Genomic DNA, 16,363 nt, shown 5'->3' with positions numbered 1-16,363 from the left:
AAGAGGGGGACATTAAACCATGCTCTGCTAAAAACTGCTTATTCTTCTTCGATTTCTAAGGCAATATCAAACCCTAAAATCATTTTGATAAGTGCTTCTCGGATAAGTCCCTTTAACTCCATATCTACAACAATATAGACATTGCCGTATTCATCATAGAGTGGACGCAAACAGCACTTTGATATGTACGGGTCATAAAATGCCAGTATTTTTTCAATCGCTTTTTCGTCCCCGTCCATTGCTTGCGAAAGCAAATAGTAGGACGGCTTCTTAAATGTTTGCTTCATTTTACTGCTTCTCCTTTAGTATTTTTTTCATAGTTTCCAAAGCATGATGTCGGTTTCTAAATACACCGCTTTGCGTAATCTTTTGTAAGTTGGCAATTTCACTTTCTGTCATTTCCAAGAAGTAATACATTAACAGAGTATTTCTCTTTCTTTCTGGAAGTTTTTTCAAGGCTTCTGCCAGCTCATCATCAAGGACACGAATATCAATGCCACATACTGAAAAGATTGTATAATCTGTTTCGTAGTCGTCCCACACAGCAAAATTTTCAACGAAAATTTCTGGAAGTTCACAGAATGGAATTTCTTTATCTTTTCGTCGTTTTAATCCTTGTTGGTAGTCCTTTACAACATGACGGACAACTTTCTTCAAACAACTTTCAAAGCGACATTGAACTGTTTTCTGGAAGTCAGACGGTTTCATCAATCTCACCCCCTTTCCACTATGATTTGAAAAGTGTTTATCCCTCTTTCCGCACCATATAGGGAATGAAAGGTGTGATTTAATGACCTCTTTTGAAAAATTTTTAAATTTTTTTCGGGTATGAAAAAAGCCCGCACAAAACATATAGTCTGTACGAGCCTTTAAAGCTAAAACATATTCAATTTTTAATAGTGTGCTATTAGGTGGAATTTGATTGCAAATAATTGTACTTAAAGCTTTCCATAATGCAAGCCCCCTTAAAGCACCGTATCAATGTTGGCATGGTTTTCAAATTACTCTGAAAAATTATGAACTGTTCCTTTTGGAAATGTAATGGTCAGTCTTGTATATTCTTTTTCCGTAGAAGCAATATCCAATTTCAAGCCCAACCTATCGCATAATTTTTTCGATAGATACAGTCCCATACCCGTTGCATTTGCTTTGTTTCTATTTGAACCCGTAAAACCTTTTTCAAATACACGGGATAAATCAGACGCTTTTATTCCACAACCATTATCTTCAATCACAAGCAATATATTTGTACCATTGTCTTGACTGTATATCGTCAGTTTATTTTCTTGCTTATCAAAATACTTAATCGCATTTTGCACGATTTGAGATAGAATGAATGTCAGCCATTTTTCATCAGTATAAATGACATTTTCTATGTCATGGATATTGATAATTGCTTTTCTTTCCATAAGCGAATGACGGAATTTCAGAATGACATTATGTATCACTTCGTCTAACTGCAACTGTTTTACAAAATAGTCCTTTTCCGTATTTTCGCTTCTTGCATAGTAGAGCATTTGTTCCACTAACTGAAATATTTTGTCTGTTTCTTTTTTTAATGTGTAATTTTTTGTATTGTCAAACGTCAAAGACAATGCTCCTATCGGTATTTTAATTTCATGGACGAAACTTTCCACATATTCTTGATAGTCCTGCTTTTCCTCTGTGATTTTGCCGATTTCATCATTCATAGATTTGCAGGCTTTTTTTAGTGCGTAGCAATAGGCTTTATTTTGAAATTCTTTTGGCTTTGGTAAAACGTCTGCAATATAATAGGTTTCTTCCAGTCCGTCTACTAAATCAATAATATGTTGTGAAACGTTACGTTTCTTCCGATACAAACACCATTGAAAAAGCCCTTGTATGCTGATGAACAGAATTACCAACGATACAACAAACAGCGTATCTACACCGTAGAAAATCAAGAGAAATGCTACTACGGCAAGAAAGAAAAGCTGAAACAATATCTCTGTTATTTTTTCTTCTAAGAATGTAAAAAAACTCACAGTTTCCAACCCTTTCCTCGTATATTTTCCAATAAATGAACAATACCGATTTCTTTCATTTTCTTTTTTAGACGGGTCATATTAACCAATAATACATTTTCGTCTATATAATATTTGTCATTCCACAGCTTTTCCAATAGTTCTTCTTTGCTAATAACTTTATCTTCGTTCATAAAGAAGTAGTACAAAATACGAAATTCATTTCTTGTCAGTTCAATGCTTTGCTCTTGATACTTCAAAATGGATAAATGTAAATCAAGGGTACAATCTTTTTTGACAAGCTCACGGAAATTATTCGGGTTTGACAACTGCAATGCACGCTTGATCTTCTCAAGAAGAATAAGCGTGTCATACGGCTTTGTTATGAAGTCAATCCCACCCACTTGAATACTTTTCAATTCGTCAGCATTTGTATCTCTGCTTGTTACAAAGATAATCGGTACTGGCATGACTTGTTTTATTTTCCTGCATACTTCATAGCCATTCTCATACGGCAGGTTAATATCAAGCAGAACCAGTTCTATGGAATATTGCTTTAATTCATCTGTCAGGTTTCCAAAGTCAGTCAATAAAACTGTTTCATATCCTTGTGTGTTCAATAATTTAGAAAGCTCCAAACGAGTGATTTCATCATCTTCGATAATTGCTATTCTCATTTCAACACCCCCTTGATTTATCATTATAATAATTTCACAGTAGGAGAGCTAGAAAAGTCTAACTCTCCTCGTTGATATTTCGTTTAAAACCAATATACGTTGCAATCCAGTAAATACTATAAATTAGGAAGAAGATAATTAAATTCAAGCCAAAGTAGATTAGATAAAGGTGTTTATCTCCCAAAATTTGTTGATACACATTATTCAATGACGACATCATCACAAAAGAACATAATATTGCTGATATTGCAGGGACACAAAATAATATCAATAATTGTTTTCTGATTGTCTTAAATAGCGACTTATCATTTATTCCTAATCTTCGCAAGGTCAAGTAGCGATATTTGTATTTAGTAGAGTCGCTCAATGATTGAACTGCCAAAATTGTCCCTACTGCGGAAATCAAAATAAATGCAATGTACATAAACAGACTGGCTACTATTGCAACCATTGCTTTTTGTTGTTCTATTTCTGCACCTCTTACATTTACTCTATACGATTCGTCATTTATTTCTCCATTTTTATCAACCTTTACTAATTGATGTTGCATATCTTCTTTTATCTTGTTTTCTAATTCTGCATCTGTTTCTTCTTTTGTATCTATAATCAAATGATTTTCTGATACTTCAAGTCCTTGAACATATTTATCTGGAAGTACAACAACAAATCTGCCAGTATTAGTTATAGAGTTCCAATAAGACTTAGTGTCATATCCTTTTAATTTCAAATTTTTATTTGCTACTGTTATAGTTTCAATGTCTTTGTTATCTTCAACCTCATATGCAAACTTGCTATTTGTAACTATATAGTATTCGTTATCATTTAAAGAAAGCAACGGCATCTTTCTTAATTCTAGTAACCTATTATAATCACTTAACTTCAAGACTGGGTCAAAATCATAATATTCTGATTGGAAGAAATTTTGTACCTGATGATTCGGCTCTTTATAAATGTCGTACTCAATGGTATTATCAATCGTATATTCTTCTTCAATTACTCGAATATATTCATCAAATACCTGCTTATCATCAAAGAGTTGTACATCATATGGTGCATTTAAATTTACGCTGATATCATACGAAGCTTTGTTGATACTAGAATAATTCAGAGCCAGCAGTGAAGTTAAAATCAACATAGACAATGTACCAAATGTGAAGCTCATTGTTCTTGCTTTAGAAGCAAATGTTCTTGCTACAAACAGATTGTCATTTTGATATTTCATTTTTTTATTCTTTAACAAAACAGTCAAGAACATATCTGCACAAGTTGTAGATATACCATAAATGCTGATAATCAACATGATTACGCTTACCATTAAATAGGTAAGTGTTTCTTGCTTATTAAAGTTATCCATAGTGCAACGTGAATTCCAGAGAAAAAGAGAAATCACACCAAGAATAATACTTAAGACAAAAATGACATTTCTTTTTTTACTGTCACGGAACATTTTCTTTTCATTTTGTTTATCAAAATAAAGAAAATCACGTATCGTCATTTTACTTATTCTTCTTAATAGATTAAGTAAAACCAAAACATAAATAGTTAAAAAATAAATTATCAATAGTCCAATAGAAACGAAATTCAAAGAAATAAAGAGAGTTTTTGGAATACCCAGTAAGTTTACAATTACTAACGACACAAACTGGCTGAATAAAAAGCCAATAGGAATAGCTAATACAATTGCTAAAATTCCCAACAGTATATTTTCAATTACAACTAAGTGGGCAATTTCTTTTTTCTCAATGCCAAGAAGCATATATGTTCCTAACTCTTTACTTCTCTTTTCAAACATAAATTTCGTTGTATAGTTAATCAAAAAGCATATCACAAAAACAATAAGGATATTTACAGCGAACAATGAATTCTTAAATGCATCCATACTGGAACATAACTTTACAATTTCATCAGAACTTGCCACCAAATTAAAAGCAAATATAAGAGAAAAGGAAACAGTAACGGTTATCAGATAAATCATATAATCTTTAATATTTCTTTTTGTATTTCTATACGCTAACTTACCTAACATTTCCCACTTCACCTCCAAGCAAGGTTAATATATCCAGTATTTCATTGAAGAAGTCTTTTCTGTTTTTTTCTCCTTTGAAGATTTCATTGAATATTTTACCGTCTTTCAAGAACAAAATACGTTCACAGAAAGACGCACTAAACGGGTCATGTGTTACCATCAAAATAGTTGCCTGCATTTTCTTATTGATGTCAGCCATTGTTTCCAGCAACAATCTGGAAGCTTTTGAGTCCAAAGCTCCCGTCGGTTCATCAGCTAAAATCAGTTTCGGTTCATTGATTAAGGCTCTAGCACAAGCACAACGCTGTTTTTGTCCGCCAGAAACTTCATAAGGAAATTTCGATAAAATATCACGAATACCCAATTTATCGGCGATAGCATGAACTCTTTTTTCAATATCAGCAGGGTTCCGTTTGTTGATTACCAATGACAAAGAAATGTTTTCTTCAATCGTTAAAGTATTTAAAAGGTTGAAATCTTGAAAAATGAACCCTAGATTTTCACGTCTGAAATCAGCAAAATCTTTATCCTTGATTTTTGTAATATCTTGATTATTGACTGTAATGTGTCCACTGGTTACAGTATCAATCGTAGAGATACAGTTTAATAGGGTAGTCTTTCCAGAACCACTAGCTCCCATGATTGCGACAAATTCGCCCTTGTCTACATACATAGAAATACCGTCTACTGCCTTTGTGATATTTCCAGAATTACCCCCGTAGTATTTTTTTACTTGCTCTAAATTTAAAATGTGTTCCATTAAAAATCGCTCCTTTCTTCCTGCCACATTTATTTGTTTTGGAATACAATTAAATTATAGCAAGGGCAGTATTCAATTACACTTACAGTTTTGAAAGTAAACAGAGAGTAAAAGAGCCGTGATAATGCAGATCACAATTCTGTGAAACATTTCCACGACCCTTTTATTATAATTTTACCTTTGTCTTTTTCGTAATGGTATAAATGTATTCCTCTGGTGTAGGGCGTTTATTTCCAAAATACTTTTTGAAATTTGCCTGCACTTCTGGGTCGGTGCTGTTAATAGCTTCATCAATCGTAGCTTCTATATCCGCCCGAACATCAGCCAATGATACACCGCCAGCCTTTGCACCAGCTTTCAATGCCTTTTTTATATCTCTTTTGTTCAGTCCTATCATATTCATACCTCAATTCTACTTTTTAAAGCTAATAAGTTTTCCGTTGTATTTTACAATGATGAATATGATATAAAACACTCCTACAACAATCAAAATAAGACCTATGTAATAGCCTAATTCAGAATGAGAGATTAAATTGATAATCGGCATAACAAGAATACCAATACTAACCAGTAAAGTGCCTATTCCTATTTTTTTTGTAAACACCTTTTTATCTTTAGGGTCAAGTTGTGTATAATGATAACCATGTAATAAAGTAATATTCTCTTTTATTCCTATTTGATAAGATGTAAAAAGTAAAAACAATCCTATAACTATTTCAACAATCAATTCCTCTAATTCCATAATTGTTCTCTCCTTTAATCAAAATAAAATAATTCTTCAAATTTTTTATCTAAAGCTATACAAAGCACTAATGCCAATTTTGCTGTTGGATTAAATTGTCCAGTTTCAATAGAACTAATTGTATTCCGAGAAACCCCGACTAGTTCAGCTAATTCTGTTTGTGATAATTTTTTTTCTTTTCGTACAGTTTTTAATCTGTTTCGCAAAATTAAATGTTCGTCCATTCTATAAACCTACCATTAAAAATTTATAAAAGTAATACCCCATAAATAGAAGAAAGAATAAAGCAATAACAAATTTGGATTTATTTTTTGAAATATGTGCTTCATAACCCATAGAGCCAAATGCCACAGACCCAATAATTGTCATTATGTCATAGTAAGGTTCTTTACAAACTGCTTTAATGAAAAGAATTAAAATGCAGATAAATAAAACAAACATTAAGCCAAAAGATTTCCCTTGAAGTTTAATATGTTTTTCGTATTCATCAAGATATAGATTCTCTTTTTTGTTTTGTGATAGTATTTTTTCTTTATCCATTATATAACGCTCCTTTCAAATAATACCAAGTACACTTGTCATTTATATTATAGCATTCGGTCATTACAAGTCAATATTTTTGCACAGTTTTCTTGTCGTTTTGTAAAAGCGTGCAAATCTGATAGGAAATGCACGCTATATCATTTATCCTACAATCTTCCAGTTACTATCCTTATGTAGCACAAGCTCATACTGCGACACCTGCGTCGCCTTTGTCTGATTATCAAGGAATTTCACGGCAACCTTGACTTTCACATTGTCCCCGTCCTTTGTGAAGATAGGGTTTACCAATTCAGAATAAAGGTAGTCCCTGCCGATAGGTTCAAGTACATTACCAGATACATAATAGGCAAGTTCTTTTTCTGTGGCTGTTGGGTACAGCTTAAAGAATGTTTCCAGAAATGCGGTAGCGTCGTTTACAGTATCAGCGTCTACACTTGCGTCTGCTTCTGGTGTCTTAGGCTCATAGTCTGATTTTTCGATTGCTGGTGCAAGGGTAGGGTTCTGAACGATTACCATATCCCCGTCAGCCTCCACATGGACTTTTACCATATAGGTTGCTTTCACATTGCTTGTCTGTTCTCCCTCTTTTATCTGCTGATCTACTTCGTAGGTAGCAGAAAAAGTGTCCGTTCCCGATTGTTCGATACTCCACACAATCACATCTGTAACTGTGGAGTTGGTCGGTATATCGGTTCTAATGGTATCCACATTCAAGTCCTGCAATTCCTTTGTCAGATAACCGCTGATTGCCTGCGTCCTTGATTCAATCGCTTCTTTACTGTTATTCCATGTGTAATAGGACTTCGCAAAATTCTTCACGAAATTTTCTATCCCGTTTGTGTCCTGCAAGCGAAGTTCAATGATTTCTTTTTCGTGGGTCGTGTGCTGGTCGATAGCAGTAAAATTCTTATACACTCCAAAGCTCACGCTTGCGATAAGCACCACCCACAACGCAATCACGGTTTTCTTATGTGTGCCTACCTTAACAGTACGCACCTTTTTTTCTTTTGGTTCTTTGATAGTTTCTGTCTGTTTCTTATTCTTCTTAAACATATTTTCAAGTCCTTTCTATTGTTTTACTCGTCCTGCACCGATTAAGTGCTGTTGCCAGTAACTACTACTTAGGTCTGCATATCCTATCGGGTCGCCTGCATGATATATCTGGTTATTCCCTACATAAATTGCAACGTGCGTTACATAAGTACCAGCGTTATAGGTAGAATGGAAAAACACCAAGTCCCCAGCCTTTGCCTGCGAAAGCGGAAGATGTTGGGTAGCGTCATACTGTGCTTGTGCTGTTCTCGGTAAGGAGATACCAGCTTTTCCATAACACCATTGCGTCAGTCCCGAGCAGTCAAAGGAAGTGTTGGGATTGCTACCGCCATACACATATTTCCAGCCTTGATATTTTAACGCTTCATTCATTACCTTTTGTGCCAGCTCTCCCGATACCTGCGGAACAGTTAAATACTGATTGACTAATTCCACATAGAACATATTTCCATAGCCATACCGCCAGCCCCCGTTCTTTGCAACGGCTATCGGGTTGGTGTAGGTTACTTTCTTTCCACCCGATTTCTCACGGGCGAAGCTCTCTGCAAGATTAAAGGTATATTTCTTTCCTTTTCCTGCCACATATCCCACATAACCACCGCCATAATTATAGGACTGTATCGCTACATTCAAGTCGTCGATACCTTGATTTTGGCAGGAAGAAAGCAGGGACGCAAAATATTTACACCCCTGCTTGATTGAACTTTCGGTATCTAAAGAGTTGGGTGGTAGTCCCAAACTTTCCGAACTCTGCATAACATCTTCTGCCGTACCGCCACTTTCTACTTGAATGATAGCAAGTAGCACATTGACATACTCGGAGATACCGTTTTCTCTGGCGTATTTTTCCACCATAGGCTGATGTTTCAAAACTTCTGCGGATAAATTCATAACCGTAATGCCAGAAGAAAAGTTGCTGTTTTCGTCGTCGCTGTCCGCACTAATGAGGACACCAAAGAACAGCACCAGAGAAAAGAGGATAGGAAACAGACTGCCAATAAGAGCGATATGTTTCAGTTTCATTTTTTCTTCTGTCCTTTCTTCATTACAAGGTTACGGTTCTTTTCGGTATGTTCCGTTGTACGCTTTGATTGTTCAAAGGTCTGTGCCTTTGTGGTACGCTCTGCTTTGTAATTCTGGTGTGTTTCCTGCGATACCACTTTTTCTACATTCTGCCTATGTGCTGGCTGTATAGGCTGGGACGCTTTTCTATCAGAAGCACCAGAAGATAACGGACGCTCTTTGATAACACTTGTCTTGACTGGCTCGCTTGCTTTTGAAGTGGTCGCTGTGGCAGGGCGTTTGATTTCCTGCGTTTTTTCTGTACTCGGCTTTGGAATGGTTGAAGCTGTGGCTGGTCGCTCATGGGGACGGGTAGCTCCCGTTGTCGCTGATCCGTCAGCCTTTCGCTGTGCCTGCCTAGCTTCTTGTGCTTTTTGAAGCTCCATACGCTTGTCAGCGATATTTTGTCTATGCTGTTCCTGCTTTTCCAATCGTCCCGTCTGTCTGGACTTCTGTTCCTGCACCATGCCACGCTTGAAATCTGATACGCTGGACTTTGCCTTTTCCTTTGCGGAATATACCGCATAAGCGGTCTGTGTCGGCATATCCTTGATGTTTTCTTTGACAGCATTTGCCTTGTCTTTCACTTTATTTTTCGTATCTAAGACAGCACCCACCTTTGAGCCTGCTCGCTGTCCCATGCTGGAAGTGGTATTGCCCCGATTTTCTTTAGAAGCTGTATTTTTTCTTTCCGCTCGTTTGCCAGCAACGGCACTTCCAGCCACCGCACCAGCCACACCACCCGAAATACCGCCAGCACTTACTGCCCTTGCAATACGGTGTTCCATACGCCTAGCCCTATGTCGCATAAACAGATACGGTCTGCGGAAAATCCTGCGTCCCATGCTTTGACTGTCGTTAGCATTCAAAGAGAACATACTCATTAAGTCGCCCAGCTTCATGTAGATACCAGCGAAACACACTATCTGCAAGAACGCCACCATGAAAAACGGATAGTCCGTAGATATGTTATAAAACATACTGGAAATACTGAACGCCACCGTTACAATGAGCGTTATTCCTGCCCGTGTCATTATGGTATTAAATACCCTTACGATTGCCTGCTTTGCCATGCTTTCATAGCTCGGTATCATAGAGAGCAAGAAACTAATAGGCAGGAACATAGCGAAGATAATAAAAAGTATCTGGCTAAATAACATCATGCCCGTAAGCAAGAATACAAATATCGTGATACCTAAGTTGAAGAACAAGAGGAAGAACACCATACCTAAACGGTTTACCACCTGCGGTATCGTCAGATTGTTATTGTCGTTATCCTCGATTTCTGTTTTCACGACTTCCTCTCTGGTCTTGCCGTCCTCGTCCTCTGGGCTTGCCGATACGAGAGCTTCCACACGGTCTGTCCCGATTTCCTCTGCGTTGCTGTTCCCGAATTGTAAGAGTAACCACGGCTGTTCCACTTGAATGGAAAATAAGCTGTCCCGTATCAAGTCCACGCTGTCCTTGCCCTCGCTGTCAGAGTTGGGGAGCATGATTTTTGTTCCCAAGTCAAGTGAAGCGGTACTGATGTCTGATGAAAACTCATTTATCTTTTTGATGTAATCGGGAGCATAGGCAATAAATGAAGCAGACAACACGAATACCACCACAAAGTTGATAACGGCGTGAAGTGCTTTGCTTGTTTCCCGTTTTATCAGTCCCGTATAGGCAACATAAAGTCCCACCACTAAGATAATGAGAAGCAGAAAACCAACATAGAAGCCAGAGCTGGAAAAACCGTTTGCCGTAACACCTGCAAGGGTCTGTATGCTCTTTCCGATACTGTCTGCCATATCGTTAATGAAGTCTAATTTATAGGCTTCCTGCACCACATAGCCCGTGGCATTGCTCAAATAAAGGCTTATCGTCCAGACAAAGTTGGTAATGCAGTAAAGCCCGTACTGTACCGATTTTCCAATCCCGTCCAGCCAGTTCCACGGAAGCCACGACCAGCTATTATCTACATAAAAATCAAGCTGGTAGTTGGAAAGGGGATATTTTGAGTAAAGATTTTCTGTGTTTATGGTATCGTCCACAAGCCCCGTCGCATGAGCCACCGTCCCCAGAAGTGAAAGCAGGATAAGGGAGAGTGCCACGACAAACAGAGCCATTTTGAGAAAGTGGAAAATCTTCTTTTTTGTGAACGCACCTTTTATCCTTTCTTTCATCACTCCACCTCATTTCTCTGTACGGGCGGTCTGGTATCAAAGGCGTGTAGCAGTTCTTCAAAGACGGGATGTATCTGTACTACACCCACACGCCCGTATAAGTCCTGCAATAAGCATTGTCCGTTCTCCAAATCACGCAAGCGTTTCTGGTTGTTCTCGTCGTCCTTGTCGATACCGAAAAACTCTAAGGTCTGCTTTATCTCGTTTATATCTGTGCTTCTAAAGGCAAACTTCAAGCCGATATTGTTTTTCAGACTTTCCTTTGCCACGTCCCCAGAAGATTGTGTAACGAAATACACGCCTGCCTGCATAGCTCGTCCAGCACGAACCAGCTTGTTAGAGAGCGTTTCTCCTTGTGCCACATTTAAGAACGCCCACGCTTCGTCAAGGTCTACAATCTTAAAAATGCTTCTGTCCGAATGGATAAAATCAAGGGCAAAGGTACTAATCACAATCAGCATAGACACCGACAATAATTCAATGGTCGTGTATTCCTCAAAAGTGGTATCTTTATCTGGCAGTACAAGGTCGGCTACTTGAATGATATTGAGCTGATTATCCAGACTGATAGCATTTTCTACCGTACCGTCCGAAAACAGCAGGTGTGCAAAATCATAGTCCGTAAAACTGTCGATATGGTCTGCGATATTTCTTGATACTGGTGTATCTTCTTTTCGCAATTCTTCAATGACGTGTAACAGTCCTCCTTTTTCGCTTTGGGTAACGGAACGCACCGCCTTACGAAGTACGGGGAATTTTTCGCCGTCCCTAGAAGAAATACCCGTAAGGAATGTCAAGATGTCGATTGCCAGACTTTCAGCGTCTTTTACATTCTTCATAATCACGAATGGGTCAAGAAGTCCTGCATTGTCCTTGTCGCTGGTAAGGTTTACGATATTGATTTCATGGGCGATTTCTGGGAGTGTTTCTTTCCAGTTGCCTCTCTCGGCTTTGGGGTCTAAAATGACTGCTTGACCGCCAAACAGCACCGCATAATATACCAGAAGATTGTTACAGAACGATTTTCCACCGCCAAGCGAACCGACAAAAGCAGAAGCTAAAGCGTTGGTAACTGTGCCTTTCACACCTTGACTGGCAAGGGACGGTTGCAGGTACACATTTCTTCCCGTATCAACGGAATAGCCCATATAGATACCCGTAGTTTCCCCTAACTGCTGTGTCGCACCAAAACCAAGACCTGCCAAGAAATCTGATTTTACATACTGCACGTAGTCATTGATATATCGCTTGCTGGCAGGTAAAAATTCAGAATGAAGCCCCAGCATATCCCCAGCAGGACGCACCAGCTTTACATTGAGGTCGTCGTAAAAGTCCTTGACTTCATCACAACGGCGTTTCAGCTCGTCAAGATCGGGTGCAGACACCCGTATCACGTAGCTTAACTTATACATACTTTCTTTGCTCTGGTCTAAGTCCGTTTCCAGTTCGTCCACGCTGTCTAATGCGTCCACCACATTTGAGCTGGTTTCACTTCCTGCTTGATAAGCGTGATTGTCAAGGTCTTTCAATTCCTTTTTCTTGTTGCGGACTGTCGTTAATGCTTTTCGATTTTCCACGATTTCTACATTCATAGAAGTATCAACGGGGAATGTGAATTGCTGTTGCTGGAAATAGAAGATTTCACTTGACGGAAAATCAAGCTCGCCGACAATCGCATTGACGGTAAAATAGGACACATAACTTTCCTTGTCCTCATGTTCCAAGCGTAAATATCGCTGGCTTTCTTCAATCACACACCTTGTCGGACGGATAAGGTCGTAGTATTTTATCAGCGTTTCTTTGTTCAATTTTTTCTTTGGTAGCTGGTACTCATAATCTTCATAGGCGATACCGTCCCTGCCGTAAAGATGTTCCATGAGATACCCAAAATCGTTGATTTCCAAGCGACGCACCTTAAAGCGACGGGAGATTTTATTTTCCAGTAACTTTTCCATTTTCATGTAACGGTTGATTTCATCATTCGGCATGGAAACAAAATCATTCATCAGCGTGTGGTTCACTTCATGGAGAAATTCCGTGAACGTCAGCCACGCCGATTTTTTGATGTTCTTCAGATTGAGCTGTTCTTCCGTAACCATGAGCTTAAAGCCAAGAAAAAAGCGGTAGTCCACTTGATTGTCCCCAATCATAGATACTAACGCTTCGGTCTGTTCGTCTATCTTCTGGTAAGCAACTTCCTTTAATTTTCCAGTTACCAGTTTCTTTGACTGTTTCTGCATACTTCGTATGGAGCTTTCCGTGGCAATCTGCAAGGCATGAATTTTACCCTCACGGGACTGTGCGATAAGCTGTCGAAAGCTGTCATGCACAATAAATTTCTGCTCTGCGGATAAGAAAGAATAGTTGTACGGTATCAGCTCATAGTAGGCGAACACCTCATTGTCCTTGTTCCAGACAAGGTTATTGTCAATATATTTTATCGGGAACATAGTTCACACTCCTTACTGCCGTGATTGTTTCATTCAAGGTCTGCTTATGCAGTTTTACGGCTTTTCCTGCATAAGTGATTTTTGGTCGCAGGGCATAGGTTATCTGTGATTTCAAAAAGCTGTACGGCTTCTTTCCGTCAAAGGTTTTCTGCGACATAAACCAAGTGAGAGCAACGGGAATACCGAAGTATTTGAGAAATGCTCCCTCAATCATGGAAAGTGGGGGCATATCCCCAAACAGAATGATGATAAATTCTGTAATCACAAACCATGTAATCTGTGTAAAGGTAACGGGAAAGGGTAAGTTAAAGTCATTGATTGCATACAAGACTTTTTCCACGTTCCAGATACCCGTATAAGATTTAATCTTTTTCAAGTTCTTTCAGCTCCTTTCGTAAGTTTCTAAATGGAAAGGACAGCCATGTTTCAGACTGTCCCTTAAAAGAGAAATACGCTGTCAGTAGCAACAATGCTTGTTGCTGATCTTCCAGCGTTAATATGGTATCTCGCACATACCTCGGCTTGTTTCAATGAAGCAACCGCCCATATCCAAATCTCGCCCGTAGGCTTCATAGTCAATGTAATTCTGTAAGCTGGGTGGAATATCCCCAAGTGCCTGCAATTCGTCTATGTAGTAATAGGCAACGTCTGTCATGGTTTCACAGTCGGGATAATAATAAATATCGTCCTTGTGTTCCACGACTTCTTCCAGCGTCCCGTAGTGGCTGATAAATTCGTCCAGACATTCTACGATATAGTCGGGAAGTTCCTCTATCATTTCATACATAGAGTTCAGTTCTTCAATGGAAACATACTCGCCAATCGCAATAGGGAAGTTGTCGGTATCATGGATAGCGTATTCCTCATACTGTTCATTCAAGCCGATTTTTTCTTTTACATCTTCCTCGTCAATAGGAAATGTGAACCAAGCACCGACTAAATAGCCCTCATTGTATTTGCCAAGATTAGCAATGTAAACCGCCATATCATCAATCATAAGCACCACCTCATTTCCTACTCTGGCAGTTCAAAGATACCGTGTTCTGTTACTAAAAATTTCCCGTGTTCCTGCAAGTGAGAAGCATAGGCTTCAAAGTCAAAATAGTAGGCTTGACAGTCCTCGGATAAATGTTTGAACGTCGGGTCGTTCATCAGCTTTTGCTTTGCAACATCTATCATGCTTTTGCAGTTGGGATAAACCGTAATCACATTCCTGCAAATATAAAGTGCTTCTAAATTTTCAAACACCGTAAGTAGTGATACATATTCTTCCTGCATATCACTTGAAAGCTGGCGGTACATAAAATCTAATTCGTTGAGCTGGTACACGCTTGTATGTTCGTGGACTTCATCAGCATAAGGCAACACCTTTTCGATAATACGGTAATCTTGACTTTCTGCACCGATACCTAGCTTTTCTTCAAACTCGGCAACATCTATCGGCAGTTCAAACCAGTATGATATTGTTTCTTCGCCAGTTGTTCCTCTCGTTTCCACCAGCACCCTTGTTTCCTGCATTGTTCCTCACGTCCTTTCTGTTGCTTCATCACATCTTTTATGGTCTGGTACGACATACCAAACACATAGTTAGAAAAATCTTCTAACTGTCTTTCTTCATAGTCGGCAGGGTTCAGCCGTTTCATTTCCTGCCACACCTTACGCTTGTAAGAGGGCAGGTCAGAAAGATAATCACAGCCGACGTTTGCCTGCATATCCCTAAAAATATCGTTCATGTAATCACTCCAATCTGAAATTTTAGGTAAGAAAAAAGCAGTCAATCCTAAGACTAACTGCTTTTTGTGTAAATATTTTTGTTAGCACTAGAGAAAAATTCTCCAGTTGAATAATAGAAATTCTCCTAAAACTGCAAGAGTTAAATATACAATAGGTTCTAGTTTAGAAAGAGAAATAGATTTATGGTTAATATTTTTAAATAACCTTTTTGTCAATTTCCAAATAAAATATCCAATAACTGCCCCTAGCGTATTCATCATTAAATCATCAATATCTGTATTTCTCCGATTGAATAACTGGCAAAGTTCAATGGATAATGAAAAACCGAAGCCTATCATAAAAATTTTCAGAGGATTTCTGTATCGTTTCCAAATTAAAGGAATTAAAAAGCCCAGAGGTAAAAACATTATAATATTTAAAACATAAGTCATTATCCCCTCAGACTGAAACGGTAATAAATTGATTTCCTCTAATCTTATAATCGTATCATAATGTCCAATATCCCAAATACTACCTATACCTGCAACAGAGAACGTCAAGTAGATATATAACAGAAAAATATATACCCATACAAAATGAATTGTTTTGTTTTCTTGTTTTTTGTTTTGACGCTTGCAAATGATAAGCTGGTATAAGGAACAAGGAACTATAATACATAGCAAAGCATAAATTGTAGATAACATAGTAATCGTCCTTTCACAGTAATTTTAAATAAAATGATACAGTAAAAATCTTAAAAAGCACGAAAGAATGTATTTTGTTTTTATGAAAGATTTTATATTATCATATCATTTTTTGCTCTGCAATTAAAGATAATTTCAATATTTTATGCACCGATAATCTTATTGAACAGCTCTAACAGTACATCTTTCACACCGCCAGCATTGAATACCAAGCCGACAGCAATTAAGGCAACTACCAAGAAGCCGATAAGTTTGGAAAACTCACGCTTGAAACCTAAGTAGATACCGATAACCACGATCGACATAAGCACCAAGCTCTGTGCATTTGATAAAAACCATTGATACAAATTTTGTCCGAAATTCATTTAATTGTCCTCGCTTTCTTTTAATTGTTTCATTTCATAGTCAGCTTCTTTGCCGACATTCAAAATACACATCAAGACTACGCCGATACCCATTCCCATAGATACCAGCAGGAAG

Annotated in this window: 20 protein-coding genes and 1 pseudogene; all 21 read right to left on the bottom strand. The window is 38.0% G+C overall.

The window, feature by feature from the left end:
- Positions 1-38: 38 nt before the first annotated feature.
- Positions 39-287, bottom strand: a complete 249-nt coding sequence (locus OCV54_RS08840; RefSeq protein WP_004613734.1) for a helix-turn-helix domain-containing protein — start codon at positions 285-287, stop codon at positions 39-41.
- A gap of 1 nt (position 288) precedes the next feature.
- On the bottom strand, positions 289-708 hold the full coding sequence (locus tag OCV54_RS08835; protein WP_009261829.1) for an RNA polymerase sigma factor: 420 nt from the start codon (positions 706-708) through the stop codon (positions 289-291).
- Between the two features lie 293 nt (positions 709-1,001).
- Complete coding sequence (locus OCV54_RS08830) at positions 1,002-2,006, bottom strand: sensor histidine kinase (protein ID WP_055223653.1); 1,005 nt, start codon at positions 2,004-2,006, stop codon at positions 1,002-1,004.
- Positions 2,003-2,662, bottom strand: a complete 660-nt coding sequence (locus tag OCV54_RS08825; protein ID WP_015530206.1) for a response regulator transcription factor — start codon at positions 2,660-2,662, stop codon at positions 2,003-2,005. Before OCV54_RS08825 ends, OCV54_RS08830 begins: the two co-directional genes overlap by 4 nt.
- A gap of 58 nt (positions 2,663-2,720) precedes the next feature.
- On the bottom strand, positions 2,721-4,688 hold the full coding sequence (locus OCV54_RS08820) for an ABC transporter permease (RefSeq protein WP_055223607.1): 1,968 nt from the start codon (positions 4,686-4,688) through the stop codon (positions 2,721-2,723).
- Entirely contained in the window at positions 4,678-5,448 is a 771-nt protein-coding gene (locus tag OCV54_RS08815) for an ABC transporter ATP-binding protein (protein ID WP_055223605.1), read from the bottom strand. Before OCV54_RS08815 ends, OCV54_RS08820 begins: the two co-directional genes overlap by 11 nt.
- Before the next feature lie 166 nt (positions 5,449-5,614).
- Positions 5,615-5,845, bottom strand: a complete 231-nt coding sequence (locus tag OCV54_RS08810) for a hypothetical protein (RefSeq protein WP_054752748.1) — start codon at positions 5,843-5,845, stop codon at positions 5,615-5,617.
- A gap of 15 nt (positions 5,846-5,860) precedes the next feature.
- Positions 5,861-6,190 (bottom strand): DUF3784 domain-containing protein, encoded by a 330-nt coding sequence (locus OCV54_RS08805; protein WP_003061243.1) that lies wholly within the window; start codon positions 6,188-6,190, stop codon positions 5,861-5,863.
- 14 nt (positions 6,191-6,204) lie between these two features.
- The gene (locus OCV54_RS08800) at positions 6,205-6,414 is read right to left on the bottom strand and encodes a helix-turn-helix transcriptional regulator (protein ID WP_005342572.1); all 210 of its coding nucleotides are present in this window, start codon (positions 6,412-6,414) and stop codon (positions 6,205-6,207) included.
- 1 nt (position 6,415) lies between these two features.
- Entirely contained in the window at positions 6,416-6,730 is a 315-nt protein-coding gene (locus tag OCV54_RS08795) for a DUF6442 family protein (RefSeq protein ID WP_055157126.1), read from the bottom strand.
- Positions 6,731-6,874: 144 nt separating this feature from the next.
- Entirely contained in the window at positions 6,875-7,786 is a 912-nt protein-coding gene (locus OCV54_RS08790) for a conjugal transfer protein (RefSeq protein WP_055223602.1), read from the bottom strand.
- Positions 7,787-7,801: 15 nt separating this feature from the next.
- Positions 7,802-8,809 carry a C40 family peptidase gene (locus OCV54_RS08785; RefSeq protein WP_055223601.1) on the bottom strand — a complete coding sequence of 336 codons (1,008 nt, stop codon included), beginning with the start codon at positions 8,807-8,809 and terminating at the stop codon, positions 7,802-7,804.
- Positions 8,806-11,016, bottom strand: a complete 2,211-nt coding sequence (locus OCV54_RS08780; protein ID WP_055223599.1) for a CD3337/EF1877 family mobilome membrane protein — start codon at positions 11,014-11,016, stop codon at positions 8,806-8,808. Before OCV54_RS08780 ends, OCV54_RS08785 begins: the two co-directional genes overlap by 4 nt.
- The gene (gene tcpF / locus OCV54_RS08775; protein ID WP_055223597.1) at positions 11,016-13,466 is read right to left on the bottom strand and encodes a conjugal transfer ATPase TcpF; all 2,451 of its coding nucleotides are present in this window, start codon (positions 13,464-13,466) and stop codon (positions 11,016-11,018) included. The genes OCV54_RS08780 and tcpF overlap by 1 nt, the downstream gene beginning before the upstream one ends.
- Positions 13,444-13,842 carry a conjugal transfer protein gene (locus tag OCV54_RS08770; protein WP_011861948.1) on the bottom strand — a complete coding sequence of 133 codons (399 nt, stop codon included), beginning with the start codon at positions 13,840-13,842 and terminating at the stop codon, positions 13,444-13,446. Before OCV54_RS08770 ends, tcpF begins: the two co-directional genes overlap by 23 nt.
- Positions 13,843-13,959: 117 nt before the next feature.
- Positions 13,960-14,463, bottom strand: a complete 504-nt coding sequence (locus OCV54_RS08765) for an antirestriction protein ArdA (RefSeq protein WP_003417623.1) — start codon at positions 14,461-14,463, stop codon at positions 13,960-13,962.
- A gap of 17 nt (positions 14,464-14,480) precedes the next feature.
- A complete protein-coding gene (locus OCV54_RS08760) occupies positions 14,481-14,984 on the bottom strand; it encodes an antirestriction protein ArdA (RefSeq protein WP_055223595.1) in 504 nt (167 codons plus the stop codon).
- Entirely contained in the window at positions 14,903-15,199 is a 297-nt protein-coding gene (locus OCV54_RS08755; RefSeq protein ID WP_082431306.1) for a conjugal transfer protein, read from the bottom strand. Before OCV54_RS08755 ends, OCV54_RS08760 begins: the two co-directional genes overlap by 82 nt.
- 87 nt (positions 15,200-15,286) lie before the next feature.
- A complete protein-coding gene (locus tag OCV54_RS08750; RefSeq protein ID WP_055223593.1) occupies positions 15,287-15,883 on the bottom strand; it encodes a VanZ family protein in 597 nt (198 codons plus the stop codon).
- Between the two features lie 143 nt (positions 15,884-16,026).
- Complete coding sequence (locus OCV54_RS08745; RefSeq protein WP_003060793.1) at positions 16,027-16,248, bottom strand: hypothetical protein; 222 nt, start codon at positions 16,246-16,248, stop codon at positions 16,027-16,029.
- A pseudogene (locus OCV54_RS08740) lies at positions 16,249-16,362 on the bottom strand (DUF3789 domain-containing protein); the annotation flags it as partial.
- Position 16,363 lies beyond the last annotated feature (1 nt).

Origin of the sequence: Coprococcus aceti (assembly GCF_025567285.1) — a bacterium.
Lineage (GTDB): Bacteria > Bacillota > Clostridia > Lachnospirales > Lachnospiraceae > Coprococcus > Coprococcus aceti.
This window is presented reverse-complemented; position numbering and strand designations above follow the sequence as displayed.

Bases quoted from the DNA above. Each gene is read 5' to 3' on its own strand.
- OCV54_RS08840 (WP_004613734.1), bottom strand. From the start codon at position 287: ATGAAGCAAACATTTAAGAAGCCGTCCTACTATTTGCTTTCGCAAGCA.
- OCV54_RS08835 (WP_009261829.1), bottom strand. From the start codon at position 708: ATGAAACCGTCTGACTTCCAGAAAACAGTTCAATGTCGCTTTGAAAGT.
- OCV54_RS08825 (WP_015530206.1), bottom strand. From the start codon at position 2,662: ATGAGAATAGCAATTATCGAAGATGATGAAATCACTCGTTTGGAGCTT.
- OCV54_RS08820 (WP_055223607.1), bottom strand. From the start codon at position 4,688: ATGTTAGGTAAGTTAGCGTATAGAAATACAAAAAGAAATATTAAAGAT.
- OCV54_RS08815 (WP_055223605.1), bottom strand. From the start codon at position 5,448: ATGGAACACATTTTAAATTTAGAGCAAGTAAAAAAATACTACGGGGGT.
- OCV54_RS08810 (WP_054752748.1), bottom strand. From the start codon at position 5,845: ATGATAGGACTGAACAAAAGAGATATAAAAAAGGCATTGAAAGCTGGT.
- OCV54_RS08805 (WP_003061243.1), bottom strand. From the start codon at position 6,190: ATGGAATTAGAGGAATTGATTGTTGAAATAGTTATAGGATTGTTTTTA.
- OCV54_RS08800 (WP_005342572.1), bottom strand. From the start codon at position 6,414: ATGGACGAACATTTAATTTTGCGAAACAGATTAAAAACTGTACGAAAA.
- OCV54_RS08795 (WP_055157126.1), bottom strand. From the start codon at position 6,730: ATGGATAAAGAAAAAATACTATCACAAAACAAAAAAGAGAATCTATAT.
- OCV54_RS08790 (WP_055223602.1), bottom strand. From the start codon at position 7,786: ATGTTTAAGAAGAATAAGAAACAGACAGAAACTATCAAAGAACCAAAA.
- OCV54_RS08785 (WP_055223601.1), bottom strand. From the start codon at position 8,809: ATGAAACTGAAACATATCGCTCTTATTGGCAGTCTGTTTCCTATCCTC.
- OCV54_RS08780 (WP_055223599.1), bottom strand. From the start codon at position 11,016: ATGAAAGAAAGGATAAAAGGTGCGTTCACAAAAAAGAAGATTTTCCAC.
- tcpF (WP_055223597.1), bottom strand. From the start codon at position 13,466: ATGTTCCCGATAAAATATATTGACAATAACCTTGTCTGGAACAAGGAC.
- OCV54_RS08765 (WP_003417623.1), bottom strand. From the start codon at position 14,463: ATGATTGATGATATGGCGGTTTACATTGCTAATCTTGGCAAATACAAT.
- OCV54_RS08760 (WP_055223595.1), bottom strand. From the start codon at position 14,984: ATGCAGGAAACAAGGGTGCTGGTGGAAACGAGAGGAACAACTGGCGAA.
- OCV54_RS08755 (WP_082431306.1), bottom strand. From the start codon at position 15,199: ATGAACGATATTTTTAGGGATATGCAGGCAAACGTCGGCTGTGATTAT.
- OCV54_RS08750 (WP_055223593.1), bottom strand. From the start codon at position 15,883: ATGTTATCTACAATTTATGCTTTGCTATGTATTATAGTTCCTTGTTCC.
- OCV54_RS08745 (WP_003060793.1), bottom strand. From the start codon at position 16,248: ATGAATTTCGGACAAAATTTGTATCAATGGTTTTTATCAAATGCACAG.